We start from the raw sequence: 15,584 nt of genomic DNA, 5'->3' as shown, positions 1-15,584 counted from the left end.
GGTTATCGTTGTGTACCGCAGTGGTGTCATGGACAGCTGTCTCATTGACTGCAGTCGCGATCATAGCGGCCTTCGGGTTGAGGCTGGCACCAATCAGCGCAAGGCTTTTCACACCGCTGTATTGGCGCGTGGCTTCCTGGCTTGAGTGGCGTGTGATCGGGTGAATCGATTGCAGGATCTGAAACGCTGGGTTGCGTGTTCTGGTGATTCTGCTCAATGCGTGGATGGATCAACATGCACCTCATTGACAAGAACGTGCTCTCGCTGCTCACCGCATGTTCAGCGAGCCGACGCCTGCTCCTTCGGCAGACACCTCACCTGCGCAACCCGACGTTGCTCATTGGAGACGCCGCCATGCCCCTCGTCACACCTGTCACGCCCGCCACTCCGTCGCCGTGGCACGCTGGCGAAAAGCAATTGCAGAGCCAAACCGGCGTCGCCGAGCGAATGGAGGCGGTCGGTAGCAAGGTCCTGCGCGATCATCTTCCCGAGCAGCATCAACGGTTCTATACGCAATTGCCCTGCATCGTGGTCGGTGCAGTCGATGCCCACGGGCAACCATGGGCGAGTGTGCTGGACGACCGCGCAGGCTTCATCGCTTCGCCGCAACCGCGCTTGCTCACGGTGAGCCGCGTGCCGGACCTCGATGATCCGATCAGTCACGGCTTCACTCCGGGCGCTGCGCTGGGCTTGCTCGGAATCGAGTTGCACACCCGCAGGCGCAACCGCGTCAACGGGCGAATCAGCCAACTCGATCAGCAGGGTTTTTCGGTCGCGGTCGAGCAGGCGTTTGGCAATTGCCCGCAGTACATTCAACAGCGCCAACTCAATCAAGCGCTGCCCCCGTCTCAACCTGCGCGGCCAATGTCTACACACCTCAGCGCGCTGGACGACGCGGCGGTAGCCACCATTCGCATGGCAGATACTTTTTTCGTTGCCAGCTACGCTGACGTTCTGGACGATCCCGAGCAGCGGCAGGTGGACGTTTCCCATCGGGGCGGTCTGAAGGGTTTCGTGCGGGTGGATGGCGATGTGCTGACGATTCCGGATTTTGCCGGCAACCGGTTTTTCAACACACTGGGCAATTTCGTGCTTAACCCCAGAGCCGGTCTGGTGTTCGTCGATTTTGCATCGGGTGACTTGTTGCACCTGACCGGGCGGGTCGAGGTCATCCTGGACAGCCCTGAAATCGCGGCGTTTGAAGGAGCAGAACGTGTGTGGAAGCTGCAGGTGGACGCCGCTGTACGTCGGCCTGCCGCCCTGCGTTCGCGATGGACGTTCGAGGCTTTTTCACCTGCTAGCCTGAACACCGGGACCTGGCGTTAGCGGCCGGCAGCGACGCTCGGTTCATCGCTTGCTGCGCAACGTGACCCTCTTTAACCGGCATTGAACACCGGGATTTACCACCGCTGCGGATCGTCATGCCATTCTCCGGCGCTCAACCTGCGGTCAGAAATTGCAACGTCCTTTGGAGTTGCGCTATACGACGTTGAATTTTTTCTGATGTCCCATGCTCGAACATCGGTGAACGGAACAATCCATAACCGGCTCCGTGCGGAGCCGTCGCGATACAGAGTGAGCGGATGCCTTTTCTGACTGATGACCACGGGTGTGCTGGCTGGGGCGGCGAGATGGCCGGGCGTATTCGTGCGTTCAATTGGTCGCTCACCGACCTGGGACCGATTGAGGCGTGGTCACTCAGCCTGCGCTCGGCGGTGCAGTTTCTGCTGGCATCACCAGTACCTCTGGTGATGCTGTGGGGGCGCCCCGGCTACATGATCTACAACGACGCTTATTCAGTCTTTGCCGGTGGCCGCCACCCGTATCTGCTGGGAACGCCGGTTGAACTGGGTTGGCCGGAAGTTGCCGAATTCAACCGTGGCGTGATGGAGACGTGCCTGGCGGGCGGGACATTGTCGTTTCGCAACAAAAATTTGGTCCTGCTGCGCGAAGGCAAGCCCGAAGAGGTCTGGATGGACCTTTACTACAGCCCTGTTCCGGGCGATGACGAGGCACCGGCTGGCGTCATGGCGGTGGTGGTCGAGACCACTTCGCACGTAGTCTCTGAAAGTCTGCGCGAGCAAGCCGGGCGGGCCTTTCGGGCCACCAACGAACGGCTGCAACTGGCGCTCAACGCAGGTTCCCTGGTGGGCTCGTTTGTCTGGGACATCAAAACCGATCTGCTCTCGGGCGATGACCGCTTTGCCCGAGCCTTTGCCTACCCTGCTGACCTGCTCATCGAAGGCATGCCGCTTGCCAGCGCAGCCGAGATCATTCATCCGGATGACCGCGACCGGGTGGCTAACTCAATTGCCTACACGATCCGGCATGGAGGCCCTTACAACACCGAGTACCGGATTCGGCGCGCTGATGGTCATTACATCTGGGTGCAGGCCAGCGGCCGGTGCGAGTTCGACGAGCGCGGTGAGCCGCTGCGTTTTCCGGGCGTGCTGATCGACATCAACGAACGCAAGATCGCCGAAGACTCGCTGCTCCAGCTCACGCGCACGCTTGAGCAGCGGGTGGCCGATGAGGTGCGTGCGCGTTCGGCGGTCGAAGACAAACTGCGCCAGTCGCAGAAGCTCGAAGCCATCGGTGGCCTGACAGGCGGCGTTGCCCACGACTTCAACAACCTGTTGCAGGTCATCTCCGGGAATCTCTATCTGCTGGCCCGTCAGGAGCCGGACAACCCACGCGTGCAGAAGCGCGTCAGTGCGGCGGCTGCGGCGGTCGAGCGCGGCGCTAAACTGTCATCGCAACTGCTGTCGTTTGCGCGCCGCCAGGCTTTGTCCCCGGGTGTCTACAGCCTGTTGCGGATTTATGAGGGCCTTGGCGAGTTGATGCAAAGGGCCCTGGGCGAAACCATTCACGTTGAAATCCTGTTGCCGGAAAATGCCTGGCGCATCCATGTGGACCGTAATCAGCTGGAGAACGCACTGCTGAACCTGGCGATCAATGCCCGCGACGCCATGAAAGGCGAAGGCCACATTACCGTCAGCGCACAGAACGTGGTGCTCGATCAGGAGGCATGTGCCGGCAAGGAACTCAGCCCCGGCGAGTATGTATTGCTGGTGGTCGCCGACACCGGCGGTGGGATGTCCCCTGAGACCGCAGCGCGTGCCTTCGAGCCGTTCTTCACCACCAAACCGGACGGCCACGGCACCGGGCTGGGCCTGAGCATGGTGTTCGGCTTCGTGAAACAAAGCGGTGGGCACACTGAAATCATCAGCACCGTGGACTCAGGCACGAGGGTGCGCATGTATTTCCCGCGCAGCCTTGAGCCGGAGATGCAGGACACCCCGAACCAGATGGTGGGCATTGCGGGAGGACACGAGACCATTCTGGTGGTCGAGGATGACGCAGACGTGCGTGCTACATCGGTCGAGTTATTGCAGCAGGCCGGCTACAACACCCTGATGGCCGCCGACGGTGACGATGCCATCGCCATCCTGCGCAGCGGCGTCATGATCGACCTTATCTTTACCGACGTGGTGATGCCGGGGCAGGTCAAAAGCGCCGATCTGGCCATTTGGGCACGGCAGCAGTCGCCGCAAATTCCCGTGCTGTTCACCTCAGGGCATACCCGCGACGTGTTGGCGCGCACACATGAACTGGGCAGCACCACCTTCCTGCTGAGCAAGCCTTACAGCCCTGACGAGCTGACCACGATGATTCTTGCGGCGCTGAAAGTCTAGGTGCACTGAGTGTCCTGGCACGCTGGTGTCGGGATGATTTGGGAAGCGGTGGGAGGGAGCTTGCTCGCCAGCAACGTTCCCCCACGCAGCCATGTCGGCTACGCGGGGGCGCGCGTCATGGAATCAGACGCTCGGCGCGCAGTTTCTCGAACACGTCGAAGAATGCCTGATCACTGGCCTGGAAGGCGCTAAAGCCCATGGCGCGGCTTTTCGACATGTCTGTGACCACCTCGATCGGGCGACCGAGGTCGGCATCGGAGTGCCAAGGCGAGATCAATCGGCTGATGTCCGACTCTTTCAGGCCATGCTCGGCAACGATTTTGGTCCAGACGGCCTGATCGTCAGCCATCTGTGTTTCCAGAGGCGAATGGGCTTGGGGAAACGCAGCCGGTTGCAGGCCGAAATATTCTGCGATCTGCCCCCACATCCAGCTCCAGCGAAACACGTCGCCATTGGTGATGTTGAACGCCTGGTTGGCGGCGGCCGGCGTCGTGGCTGCCCACAACTGCTGTTTGGCCAGTTGGCGTGCGTCTGTCATGTCCGTGAGGCTGTCCCATTGCACGCGAGAGCCGGGAAACACGAACGGGCGCGAAGTCGCTTTGCAGATCGTTGCATAGACGGCGAGGGTGGTTGCCATGTTCATCGCATTGCCCACGGCCACGCCAGTGACGGTGTGTGGCCGGTGGACGCTCCAGGTAAAGCCGTCTTTGGCTGCTGCGGCAAACACTTCGTCTTCTTGGGCGTAGTAGAAGTTTTCGATGTCCAGGCGGCCTTGCTCTTCGCGGAACGGCGTCTGCGGCAGAGTGCCTTTGCCGTAGGACTCGAACGGGCCGAGGTAGTGTTTCAAACCCGTGACCAAAGCCACGTGCTCAACACTGCCGGCCGGGCGAACGGCGTCGAGGACGTTACGCACCATCGCCGCGTTGACCCGAATGTTTTCGGCTTCGGTGGCCTGTCGCGACCACGTTGTGATGAATATATGGGTGGGCTTCAAATCTGCCAGCGCCTGGTTTAACGACGCTGGGTTCTGAAGGTCAGCGGCCACCGGGATCACGCCAGGTATCGTCGACGGCTGCCGCGACAGCGCTGCAACCTGCCAGTGATTGTCGAGGAGTAGTTGAGTAATGGCGCTGCCGACAATGCCGCTGGCACCGACGACCAATGCTGTCTGGGTCATGGGTTTCTCCTTAAGTGAAGTTTTCAGAGCCCCGATGGGCGGCAGAGGTTCAACTCAATCGGATTCGCCTCAGCCAACCACCAACGCTGCCCCGTACATGCCAATGGCAAAAACCACATGGCCGATGACGTTTTGCAGCCGCGCCACAGGCGGGTTCGGCGCTTTGTTGCACGCCACGCCGACGCCCATTCCCGGCTGCAAAATAAACCAGCCGGCGCCCACTGTGACCAGACCGACCACCAGCGCCGGCAGAAAGCTCGGCGCGTGGGCCCATTGCACGCCCCAGATGACCAGCAGCACAGCGGCGAAGACGATGCCGACCAGGTAGTGGCCAGCCCAGCCAATGGCCAGTTCATTGTTGACCGCCGGGACATTGCCAATGCCTTCGCGTCGCACCAACTGGCCCTTGGGCAAACCGGCGAACCAGCGTCCGACCAGATGCCAGGGCGGGGTCGGCAAACCCAGTGTGGCTTTGAGCAGTAGCGCCCAAAGGTCCAGCAATGCCGTCCCGCCGATGCCGATGAGTACCGCGAGGTAAATGAATTCGAACATCTCAATCCTTATTGAAGGTCGGTGAGTATGGAGCCCGGTTGATACTACGGACACCGCCGGGAAACAAGCGATCAGCACCGATGAGGCACATTAGTGCGCGTTGAGAGGGGATGGCGCTGTTACGCTACGCCGCACACCCTCAACAGCGGTCAGCCTGGGTTCGGAGACGCACGCACGTGAACACCAAAATTATCACTCGCGCAGGGCATGAAGCGCTGAAGCAGGAGCTTGATCACCTGTGGCGCGTGTACCGGCCGGAAATCACTCAGAAAGTCGCGTGGGCGGCCTCCTTGGGCGACCGTAGCGAGAACGCCGATTATCAGTACAACAAAAAACTGCTCCGTGAAATCGACCGACGCGTGCGCTATCTGCGCAAGCGTCTGGAGGACATGCGCGTCGTCGACTACGCCCCTGAGCAGGAGGGCAAGGTGTACTTCGGCGCGTGGGTCGAAATCGAGAACGAAGCTGGCGAGATGAAAAAATTTCGGGTGGTGGGGTATGACGAAATCTACGGCCGCATGGACTACATCTCCATCGACTCACCCATGGCCCGCGCGCTGCTCAAGAAAGAGGTCGGCGATGAGTTCACGGTGCAAACGCCTTCAGGTGAGGCGTTGTGGTGGATCAATGAAATCAACTATCCCGGCTAAAAGCGTATCGGCGTACTGGGGTGGCTCGCGCCTTCAAGGGCATTTGAGCAGTATCAAGAGCATCGCGAGCAAGCTCCCTCCCACAGGGTGTGTAGCGCTTCAAAAACAGTGGGAAGGGGCTGACTCGCGATAGCGCCCGTCAACCTTCGCGCAGCACCGCCAGCGGGCTTGCGTTCAATGCGCGTCGCGTGCCAAACACACCGGCACCGCCTACCAGCAGCGCGCCGATGACGGGCAGCAGCAACAGCCACACATGCGGCTGCCATTGCAGGTTGAACGCGAACCTGTAGAGCGCAAAACTCACCAGCTCGCACCCCAGCGCCGCCAACACACCGCTGACCGCACCCAACAAGCCGAACTCGATGCGTCGTGCCTTGGTCAGCAGTGCGCGGTTTGCGCCCAGTGCCCTGAGCAACGCGCCCTGACGAATCCTTTCATCAAGGGTCGATTGAAGCCCCGAAAACAGCACCGCCATGCCCGCCGCAAGTACGAACAGCAGCACGTACTGCACCGCCAGCGTTACTTGATCAAGAATGCTGCGCAGTTGTTCCAGCAGCGCCTCGACTTGCAGGATGGTGACGGCGGGAAAGGCGCGGGACAGTTCGACAATCTGCTTGTCGTTGCCTGGCGCCAGGTAAAAGCTGGTGAGGTAAGTGGCGGGCACGTCCTTGAGCGTACCGGGCTGGAAGATCATGAAGAAGTTGGGCTGGAACGTGTCCCAGTTGATGTCGCGCAGGCTGGTGACTTTCACCTCGCGGGTCAGCCCGCCAATCACGAAGCTCAGCGTGTCACCCAGCTTCATGTTCAGGCTCTTGGCCAGCTTGGTTTCTACCGAAACCCCGGGCACAGCGTCCGTGGCAGGCAACTGATCGCCGTTCCACCACTGACCCTCGGTGATGGTGTTGCCTTCTGGCAGCGTTGCCGCCCACGTCAGGTTGAGGTCGCGCTGGGTGGCATTTTCGCCGCGCGAATCCTTGGTCACGAACTGGCTCACCGGCGCGCCGTTGATGCTCATCAGTCGGCCTGGAATCATCGGATAGAGTGGCGCGCTATGGGTCGACAGACTGCTTATGCGCTCTGCGAAATGATCCTTGTCGTTGGGCAGGATATTCAGCGCGAAGTAATTGGGCGCATCTTTGGGCAGCTGGTTCTGCCAGGTGTCGAGCAGCTCGCCGCGCAGCAGGGCGATAAGACCCATCGACAGCAGAATCAAGCCGAAGGCCAGTGATTGACCGGCGGCCGCCAGCGGGTGGCGCAGCAATTGACCCAACCCCAGACGCCAAGGCAGCGAGGCATTGGCGAGCAGTCGACGCAGGCTCTTGAGTGCCAGCAGCAATATACCGCCCAGCACCAGCGCAGCGATCATGCCGCCGCCGAGTAAGGCGAACGTCAGCACCAGGTCCAGGCTCAGGCGCCACATGATCAGACCGAGAGCAAACAGCGCCGCGCCGTAGACCAGCCAGGTGCTGGCCGGAATCGGCAGCATATCGCGACGCAGTACGCGCAATGGAGGTACGCGGCCCAAGGCTGCCAGTGGCGGCAGTGCAAACCCGGCAAGTGCTACAAGGCCGGTGCAGATCCCCGCCAGCGCGGGTAACAGTCCGCCGGGCGGCACTGCGGCAGGCAGCAGGTTTTCAAGCAGGTAAAACAGCCCCAGTTGCGCGAGCCAGCCGATGAACGCGCCGGTCAGGCTGGCAACCACGCCGAGCATCGCCAATTGCAGACTGAACAAGACCAGCGCCTCGTTGCGCGACAGGCCCAGGCAGCGGAGCAGGGCGCTGGCGTCGAAACGGCGCACGGCAAAGCGTGCGGCCGACAGCGCCACGGCAACGCCGGCCAGCAGGACCGCCACAAGGCTCGCCATGTTCAGGTAGCGCTCGGCCTTGCCCAAGGCGCCGCCGATCTGTTGGTTGCCGTCACGTGCGTCGTCGATCTTTTGATTGGGGGCAAGCCCCGGTTCGATTGTCTTGCGATACGCCGCCAGCGCTTCAGGCGTGCCGCGCCACATTTCCCGATAACTGACCCGGCTGCCCGGTTGCACCACGTTGGTCGCCTTAAGGTCGGCGAGGTTGATCATCACCCGTGGCGTCAGGCTGTAAAAGTTGCCTGCCCGGTCGGGCTCGTAGGTCAATACGCGGCTCAGCTTCAAGGTCTTTGAACCGACGTCGATGCTGTCACCGACCTTGATGTTCAGTGCCACCAGCACCCGTGCTTCGGCCCAGGCCTCCCCGGGTTGCGGCTCGCCGCCAGTGGTTTCGGGCTCGTACGGTGCGGGCGCGCTCTTCAGCTCGCCGCGCAGCGGATAGGCAGCGTCAACGGCTTTGACGCTGGCCAGCTGAATACCTGCATCGGTGGCGACAACACTGGAAAACACCACGGTCTGTGAGTGATCCAGTTTCAGCGCGGTGCCGGCCTCTATCTGCTCCGGAGTCGCCGGGCTGGAACCGCCCAGCACCAGGTCGGCGCCCAGAAACTCGGTGGCGCGCAATGTCATGGCGCTGTTGAGTCGGGCCCCGAAATAACCGATGGCGGTGCTGGCAGCGACTGCTACCACCAAGGCAAAAAACAGCACGCGCAATTCGCCTGCGCGTGCGTCGCGCAGCAGTTGGCGAGAGGCGAGGCTGAGCAGGCGCATAAAAGGCAGACGGGCCATCAAGGCTCCAGAGGGGCGACCAGACGGCCACCTTCAAGACGTATCAGGCGCCGGCAGCGATGCGCCAGGCGTTCGTCGTGTGTCACCAGCACCAGCGTGGTGTTGCGCTCTTTATTGAGCTCGAACAGCAGGTCGCTGATGCGCTCGCCGGTGTGGCTGTCCAGGTTGCCGGTGGGTTCATCGGCAAACAGTACGCTGGGGTCGGCGGCAAACGCGCGGGCGATGGCGACACGTTGCTGCTCACCGCCTGAAAGCTGGCGCGGGGTGTGGGTCAGGCGTTGCCCGAGGCCGACGCGTTCAAGCAATCCGCGCGCTTGTTCGCGCGCGTCCTTGCGGCCCTCCAGTTCCATCGGCAGCATGACGTTTTCCAGCGCGTTCAGGCTGTCGAGCAACTGGAATGACTGGAACACAAACCCTACGTGCTCGGCGCGAACCCGCGCGCGCTGGTCCTCGTCCAGGTCGCTGAGATTGCGTCCGGCGAGGGTTACCGAGCCTGCGCTCGGCAGGTCGAGACCGGCCAGAAGGCCAAGGAGGGTGGATTTACCCGAACCGGACGCGCCGACGATGGCCAGCGTGTCGCCCTTGTTTAGTTCCAGGGAGAGTTCGTGCAGGATGGTCAGGTCACCTTCGGTGCTGGGGACCACTTTGCTGAGGTTCTGCGCACTGAGAATACTTTCGCTCATGGAGAATCCGATGCGTGCGTGGTTTTTAAGTGCTGGCCTGGGGTTGTTGCTGGTGTCTCAAGGGGCAATGGCGGGCACGGTGTTGATCGTTGGGGATAGTATCAGCGCAGCTTTCGGGCTGGATACCCGGTTAGGGTGGGTCAGTTTGCTGGAACAGCGGCTGGCGAAGGAAGGTTTCAAGGACAAAGTGGTGAACGCTTCAGTCAGCGGCGACACCAGTGCAGGTGGGCAGGCGCGGCTGCCGGCGCTGCTTGCAGAGCACAAGCCGGACCTGGTGGTGCTGGAGTTGGGTGGCAATGACGGTCTGCGCGGTCAGCCTCCGGCTCAATTGCAACAGAACCTTTCAGCGATGATCGACAGCTCTCGTGCAGCCGGCGCCAAAGTCCTGCTGTTGGGGATGCAGATTCCCCCCAATTACGGGCCGCGTTACACCACAGCGTTCAAAGAGGTTTACAGCAATCTGGCGACCGAGAAAAAGGTGGCGCTGGTGCCATTCATGCTTGAAGGCGTCGGCGGTGTGCCGGAGTTCACGCAGGCTGACGGTTTGCATCCTGCCGCCAACGCTCAAGGCCGGTTGCTGGAAAACGTCTGGCCCAGTTTAAAACCTTTGCTTTAAAGGGCTGCGAGGCTTTTCCGCACGCAGGGTTTCGGCTAATGTGGCGCCCCCGCTCTGGAGCCCCTCATGCCCCGCCGCCTTGCCTGGTCCCTTTTTGCCTATCAATTGATCGAGCCTGATGAACAGCTCGACCTGTTTGCGTGCCAGGAAATCCGCGTCCACCTCGTCGCACGTCAGCTGGAGCTGGCGGGTTCTGCTGACCGCACACTGTGTGGTTCGCTGCTGCCGGCACAGCCTCGCTGGTCGGTGGTAGAGCAAGGCATTTATCAGGACGAGCGACTTTGCCCGCTGTGCCGCGCGATCATCGATGCACAGCGTCGCGGCTGGGCACCGATCTGGCCGGAACTTGAAGACGCTTGAGGTTTCACCATCGTGGCCTGGCGTTGCTCATCGGACGTCAGCCTGGCAACGAAGCTTGTAAGCGATAACTGTGGGGGAGCTTGCTCGCGATGAGGTCGGTGCATTCAACGCATATTCTGTGTGCAGGGTCTCGAATCGCGAGCAAGCTCCCTTCCACATGCCGCGTTTGCCGAAGCTAAGCGCACTGCGCGTTGGCTAGCGTCCGTGTACAATCGCGTTTTTTTGATCCCGTCCGTTTATCCAAGGATTCTCCAGATGTTGTCGCGCATTCCAGCCTTCGCTCGCTGTCTGTCGCTCGCTGCACTGTGTGCGGCTGGCCCTGTTTCCGCTCTGGAGTTCCCGTTGCCGCCACCTGGCGAAGACATCATCGGCCAGGTCCAGACCATCACCGCCAAGTACGAAGACACCTTCGCCGACCTGGGCACCCGTTACGATCTTGGCTACCTGGAGATGATCGCTGCTAACCCCGGCGTCGATGCGTGGCTGCCGGGTGTTGGCACGCAGATCGTGCTGCCGACGCGTTTCATTCTGCCACCCGGCCCGCGTGAAGGTATCGTGATCAACCTCGCCGAGTACCGTTTGTACTACTACCCCAAAGGCCGGGACGTGGTTTACACCTTCCCGCTGGGCATTGGCCGCGAAGGTTGGGGTTCGCCAATATCCACCACCAAAGTCACCGCGAAAACGCCGAACCCGACCTGGACACCGCCCGCGTCGGTAAAAGCCGAGCATGCTGCAGATGGCGATATCTTGCCGAACGTGGTGCCTGCTGGCCCGGACAACCCACTCGGTCCGTTCAAGTTCGGCCTCGGTTTGCCGGGTTACCTGATCCACGGTTCAAACAAAAAATTCGGGATTGGCATGCGTACCAGCCACGGCTGCTTCCGTATGTACAACAACAACGTGCTGGAGATGGCCGACATGGTTCCGGTGGGCACTCCCGTGCGAATCATGAGCGAGCCCTACAAGTTCGGCGTGAGTGGGGGCAAGGTGTATCTGGAGGCGCACACGCCGCTGGATGAAAGCGGCAATCCTTCGGTGGTCGACAAGCACACAGCGGTGATCAACGCGTTGCTCAAGCGTGAAGACCTTGCCAATAACGTGCGGATCAATTGGGATGAGGTGCGTGATGTGGTCGCTGCCGAAGACGGCATGCCGGTAGAGATAGCGGTGCCCACGACACCTGTGGCGCCAGTTGCGCCTGTTGTGCTGCAGTAAGCAGTGGCGACTTAAGACCGGCGAAAATACTGCGACGCTGATACCCGTCCGCGGGGCCTGAAGAGGCTGAGCGGACGGGTTTTTTATTGCCCGGAAAACACCTTGAAAGCGTGATTGGACAACAAAAAAGCCGATCCGAAACCGGATCGGCTTATCAATAATCCCGAAGGATTATTACTTGCGGCTTGCCTTGTCCAACATACGCAGAGCGCGTTCGTTGGCTTCGTCAGCAGTTTGCTGAGCTTTCTGAGCGGCGGCCATAGCTTCATCAGCTTTGCGGTACGCTTCATCAGCACGGGCTTGCGAACGAGCGGCTGCGTCTTCAGTTGCAGTCAGACGAGCTTCGGTTTCTTTGGATGCGCTGCTGCAACCGGTGGCCAGAACTGCGGCCAGAGCCAGAGCAGAGAATTTCAGAACGTTGTTCATCGTGTTCCCCTTAAAGGACTTCTATAAAATTAGTCATCTCTCGAGAGTGAGAAAATGACCGGCGTACATACTACCCATTGTTTGTAGTAAGTAAACGGACGAAGCGCAAGAAGTGGACAAAATTCTTTGCTTTGAAAGTCTTCCGTGCAACTTCTCGCGCCCTTTGTACTTAAAAAGCCACGCGTTCAGTGACATCGGCCATCAATTACCCTGTTTGGAGCAATCAGGTGACTCCTTCGCTGTACAAGCGTCCTAATGGACCTTGGCGAGTGTTGTCAGGTTCCACAGTTAACACAGTCAGGTGTTCGGCAGTGCATCTGCGGACGATTCACTTGAGCTTATTCGGTAATGACGCCTACTATTTGTGGGTGCTCACTTGTTTGAGAACAGCAAAGCTCTTCTCGGTGTCCAAGTCTGAGGCAGGGTGGCGTAGCAGTTCCTTCGCCGGGAAAACATCGGTAAGGTAGGGGTCAAAATCCAAGACCCGCGAGGAGTAGTGATGAGCGAGGCGTTGTCGATCCACCATGATGAGACTGGTCACCAGTTTGAAATCAATATAGACGGTCATCGTGCCTATCTGACCTACATGGACCTGGGTAAGGAAACCCTGGATATCTATCGTACATTCGTTCCAAACGAGCTACGTGGACGAGGCATCGCGGCGGCGCTGACCGAGGTTGCGCTCGATTACGCCGACAGTATTGGTTATACCGTTATCCCGTCGTGCTCCTATGTGGAGCGTTACATGGAACGTAATCAGCGTCAGGCCGCAAAGATATAATCCACGTTTTCGCGTTGACCGACTCCATAAAAAACGCCGAGCATTTGCTCGGCGTTGTTGTTTCTGCGTCTACCAGGCCTGCAGTGCAGGCCTGTTAAACCGCGGTCAGCGCTTGCGCGTTGGTAGCACGTCCTTAAGTTTGGCGTGCATGCTGCGCAGGGTTTTTTCGGTGCTCGCCCAATCGATGCAGGCATCTGTAATGGAGACACCGTATTGCAGGTCGGCCAAGTCCTTGGGAATCGATTGTGCACCCCAGTTCAGGTGGCTCTCGACCATCAGGCCGATAATCGACTCGTTGCCTTCCAGAATCTGGTTGGCGACGTTTTCCATCACCAGCGGTTGCAGGGCCGGGTCTTTATTGGAGTTGGCATGGCTGGCGTCCACCATGATGTTCGGCTTGATCTTCGCCTTGTTCAGCGCCTGTTCGCACAGAGCAACGCTGACCGAATCATAGTTGGGCTTGCCGTTGCCGCCGCGCAGCACAACGTGACCGTAGGCGTTGCCTTTGGTGGTGACGATGGACACGCCGCCTTCCTGATTGATGCCCAGGAAACGATGCGGGCTGGACACGGACTGCAGCGCATTGATCGCCACGGTCAAGCCGCCGTCGGTGCCATTCTTGAAGCCGACTGCCGACGACAGGCCGGACGCCATTTCACGGTGCGTCTGGGATTCGGTAGTGCGCGCGCCGATGGCCGACCAGCTGATCAGATCCTGCAAGTATTGCGGGGAGATCGGGTCGAGCGCTTCGGTGGCGGTTGGCAGGCCTTTTTCAGCCAGTTCCAGCAGCAGTTGGCGACCGATGTGCAGGCCGTCCTGAATCTTGAAGGAGTCATCGAGGTACGGGTCGTTGATCAGACCTTTCCAGCCAACCGTGGTACGCGGCTTCTCGAAATACACGCGCATCACCAGGTAGAGCGTGTCGGACACTTCAGCGGCCAGCGCTTTGAGCCTGTCGGCGTATTCGTGAGCGGCTTTGAGGTCGTGGATCGAGCACGGCCCGATCACGATGAACAGGCGGTGATCCTTGCCGTCGAGAATATTGCGGATCACTTCGCGGCCCTGGCTCACGGTCTGCTGGGCAGCTGCCGTAAGGGGGATTTCGCGCTTGAGTTGATCCGGAGTGATCAGTGTCTCGTTGGACGCAACGTTGAGGTCGTCAATCGGTAAATCAGCCATCGTGTTACTCGTCAGGTCACGGATGCTGGCCGCCAACGTCCCCGAGCGGCGGAGCCGAGCATGATTGAGCGCAGCGGGGGAGCGGAACCTTAGCGCGTTAAGCCGCCTTTCGACAATGGGCAAACGACGCTTTCGTCCAGTCCGCGCGGCTCATTTATAGAAAACACCGGCGCCCATGACGGCGTGCCCCATGGAATTTGTAAACTGACGTCCTGCCTGGCCTATAGTGTGCAGCCAACTGACCGGGATGATGGCGTGGACCAACTGCAATTGACCGATTTCGACGTGGACCAGCAACTGTTGTCGTTGCGCGGCACGTCGCTGCTGATTTTCACCAGCGTGGGCTGCGCGAGTTGCCGCTGGGCCCATGAACATCTGGTGCGTCAGACATTACCCCTGAACCGTCTGTGCTGGATTGATGCCGAAGAAAACGGCGGTGCGGTCGAGCGCTACGGTGTGTTTCACCTGCCGGCGCTCTTCGTTGTGCGCGACGGCGAGTTTTTCGGTCCTTTGCGCAGCAAGCTGCTTGCAGACGACATCAGCCGTGACCTTGAGCGGGCACTGCGCCTTGCGCCCGAAGAATTACCTTGATTTGAAGTTTGCCTTGAATGGGACCCTCATGACCAAAGACTCTACCAAACCACGCATCGGCATTATCGGCACAGGTGCCATCGGCGGCTTTTACGGCCTGATGCTGGCGCGTGCGGGCTACGACGTGCATTTCTTGCTTCGCAGCGAATTCGACGCAGTGTCGCAAAACGGCTTGCGCCTGGAGAGCAAGGTCCACGGCCCGTTAACGCTTGAAAACGTGCAGGCGTATGCCTCGGCCGACGACATGCCGCCCTGCGAGTGGTTGCTGGTCGGCGCCAAAACTACCAGCAACGCTGAACTGGCTCCGGCGATTACAGCAGCGGCGGCGCCTAACGCCAAAGTCTTGTTGCTGCAAAACGGCCTGGACGTCGAAGAAGCGTTGCGTCCTTTATTGCCCGACTCCCTGCACCTGCTGGGCGGCCTGTGTTTCATCTGCGTGCATCGCACAGGGCCGGGACAGATTGCGCACGAGGCGTTTGGCGCGGTGAATCTGGGCTATCACAGCGGTCCGGGCTACGGGAATAACCTGCGCCAGTCGATCCTCGAGCACGGTGCCACTTTGTTCCGCGCGGCAGGCATCGAAACGTCGGTGATGGAAAACCTGGAGCAGGCGCGCTGGCAGAAACTGGTCTGGAATATTCCCTACAACGGCCTGTCCGTGTTGCTGGGCGAGGGCACCACGGCGCTCATGGCCGATGCTGACAGCGCCGAGTTGATCCACGAAGTCATGAATGAGGTGGTCGAAGGCGCTGCGGCATGCGGCTACGACTTGCCTGCGGGGTACGCAGAGCGCCTGTTCAATGTCACCCGGCAAATGCCCGATTATCAGCCAAGCATGTTCCATGACTTGCGTGAAAAGCGCCCGCTGGAGCTTGAAGCGATATACGCCAAGCCATTGGCCGCGGCGCTGGCCGGTGGTTATGACATGCCCAAAATCCGCGCACTGCATCACGCGTTGTCATTCATGGACCGGCGCAACCGGCAGGCGCCAACGCCTCTGTAG

14 protein-coding genes and 1 pseudogene are annotated in these 15,584 nt (G+C 60.2%); 9 read left to right on the top strand and 6 right to left on the bottom strand.

The annotated features are described in order from the left end of the window. Positions 1-354: 354 nt before the first annotated feature. Both OYW20_RS15435 and OYW20_RS15430 read left to right on the top strand, forming a co-directional pair. Positions 355-1,320: pseudogene (locus OYW20_RS15435) on the top strand (FAD-binding oxidoreductase); the annotation flags it as partial. A gap of 263 nt (positions 1,321-1,583) precedes the next feature. Then, positions 1,584-3,695 (top strand): hybrid sensor histidine kinase/response regulator, encoded by a 2,112-nt coding sequence (locus OYW20_RS15430; protein WP_268796824.1) that lies wholly within the window; start codon positions 1,584-1,586, stop codon positions 3,693-3,695. 115 nt (positions 3,696-3,810) lie between these two features. On the opposite strand, the gene OYW20_RS15425 is transcribed toward OYW20_RS15430, so the two are convergent. Then, a complete protein-coding gene (locus OYW20_RS15425; RefSeq protein WP_268796823.1) occupies positions 3,811-4,872 on the bottom strand; it encodes an SDR family oxidoreductase in 1,062 nt (353 codons plus the stop codon). A gap of 69 nt (positions 4,873-4,941) precedes the next feature. Continuing rightward, the gene (locus tag OYW20_RS15420) at positions 4,942-5,424 is read right to left on the bottom strand and encodes a DUF2938 family protein (protein ID WP_268796822.1); all 483 of its coding nucleotides are present in this window, start codon (positions 5,422-5,424) and stop codon (positions 4,942-4,944) included. Between the two features lie 176 nt (positions 5,425-5,600). Here OYW20_RS15420 and greB point away from each other — a divergent pair, with 176 nt between their 5' ends. After that, the gene (gene greB / locus OYW20_RS15415) at positions 5,601-6,074 is read left to right on the top strand and encodes a transcription elongation factor GreB (RefSeq protein ID WP_268796821.1); all 474 of its coding nucleotides are present in this window, start codon (positions 5,601-5,603) and stop codon (positions 6,072-6,074) included. A gap of 139 nt (positions 6,075-6,213) precedes the next feature. Here greB and OYW20_RS15410 read toward each other — a convergent pair whose 3' ends face one another. Both OYW20_RS15410 and OYW20_RS15405 read right to left on the bottom strand, forming a co-directional pair. Continuing rightward, positions 6,214-8,727, bottom strand: coding sequence for an ABC transporter permease (locus tag OYW20_RS15410; protein WP_268796820.1), 2,514 nt, complete (start codon positions 8,725-8,727; stop codon positions 6,214-6,216). Then, complete coding sequence (locus tag OYW20_RS15405) at positions 8,727-9,410, bottom strand: ABC transporter ATP-binding protein (protein ID WP_268796819.1); 684 nt, start codon at positions 9,408-9,410, stop codon at positions 8,727-8,729. Before OYW20_RS15405 ends, OYW20_RS15410 begins: the two co-directional genes overlap by 1 nt. Before the next feature lie 10 nt (positions 9,411-9,420). Between OYW20_RS15405 and OYW20_RS15400 the strand changes: the two genes are divergently transcribed. The 3 genes from OYW20_RS15400 (at position 9,421) to OYW20_RS15390 (ending at position 11,604) form a co-directional block, all read left to right on the top strand. Continuing rightward, a complete protein-coding gene (locus OYW20_RS15400) occupies positions 9,421-10,026 on the top strand; it encodes an arylesterase (protein WP_268796818.1) in 606 nt (201 codons plus the stop codon). Positions 10,027-10,092: 66 nt separating this feature from the next. Beyond that, complete coding sequence (locus tag OYW20_RS15395; protein WP_268796817.1) at positions 10,093-10,386, top strand: hypothetical protein; 294 nt, start codon at positions 10,093-10,095, stop codon at positions 10,384-10,386. Positions 10,387-10,641: 255 nt separating this feature from the next. Further along, positions 10,642-11,604, top strand: a complete 963-nt coding sequence (locus OYW20_RS15390; protein WP_268796816.1) for a L,D-transpeptidase family protein — start codon at positions 10,642-10,644, stop codon at positions 11,602-11,604. A 174-nt stretch (positions 11,605-11,778) separates the two neighbouring features. Here the strand turns inward: OYW20_RS15390 and OYW20_RS15385 are convergent, their stop codons facing one another. Continuing rightward, positions 11,779-12,030 carry an Lpp/OprI family alanine-zipper lipoprotein gene (locus OYW20_RS15385; RefSeq protein ID WP_065988522.1) on the bottom strand — a complete coding sequence of 84 codons (252 nt, stop codon included), beginning with the start codon at positions 12,028-12,030 and terminating at the stop codon, positions 11,779-11,781. A gap of 499 nt (positions 12,031-12,529) precedes the next feature. On the opposite strand from OYW20_RS15385, the gene OYW20_RS15380 reads away from it, so the two are divergent. Beyond that, positions 12,530-12,811 carry a GNAT family N-acetyltransferase gene (locus OYW20_RS15380; protein ID WP_268796815.1) on the top strand — a complete coding sequence of 94 codons (282 nt, stop codon included), beginning with the start codon at positions 12,530-12,532 and terminating at the stop codon, positions 12,809-12,811. Positions 12,812-12,916: 105 nt separating this feature from the next. On the opposite strand, the gene OYW20_RS15375 is transcribed toward OYW20_RS15380, so the two are convergent. Beyond that, the gene (locus OYW20_RS15375) at positions 12,917-13,990 is read right to left on the bottom strand and encodes a 3-deoxy-7-phosphoheptulonate synthase (protein ID WP_268796814.1); all 1,074 of its coding nucleotides are present in this window, start codon (positions 13,988-13,990) and stop codon (positions 12,917-12,919) included. Between the two features lie 255 nt (positions 13,991-14,245). Here OYW20_RS15375 and OYW20_RS15370 point away from each other — a divergent pair, with 255 nt between their 5' ends. Together OYW20_RS15370 and OYW20_RS15365 are read left to right on the top strand one after the other, a co-directional pair. After that, positions 14,246-14,581, top strand: coding sequence for a YbbN family protein (locus OYW20_RS15370; protein ID WP_268796813.1), 336 nt, complete (start codon positions 14,246-14,248; stop codon positions 14,579-14,581). A 28-nt stretch (positions 14,582-14,609) separates the two neighbouring features. Further along, on the top strand, positions 14,610-15,584 hold the full coding sequence (locus tag OYW20_RS15365; RefSeq protein ID WP_268796812.1) for a putative 2-dehydropantoate 2-reductase: 975 nt from the start codon (positions 14,610-14,612) through the stop codon (positions 15,582-15,584).

This window comes from Pseudomonas sp. BSw22131, assembly GCF_026810445.1.
GTDB classification, from domain to species: domain Bacteria; phylum Pseudomonadota; class Gammaproteobacteria; order Pseudomonadales; family Pseudomonadaceae; genus Aquipseudomonas; species Aquipseudomonas huanghezhanensis.
This window is presented reverse-complemented; position numbering and strand designations above follow the sequence as displayed.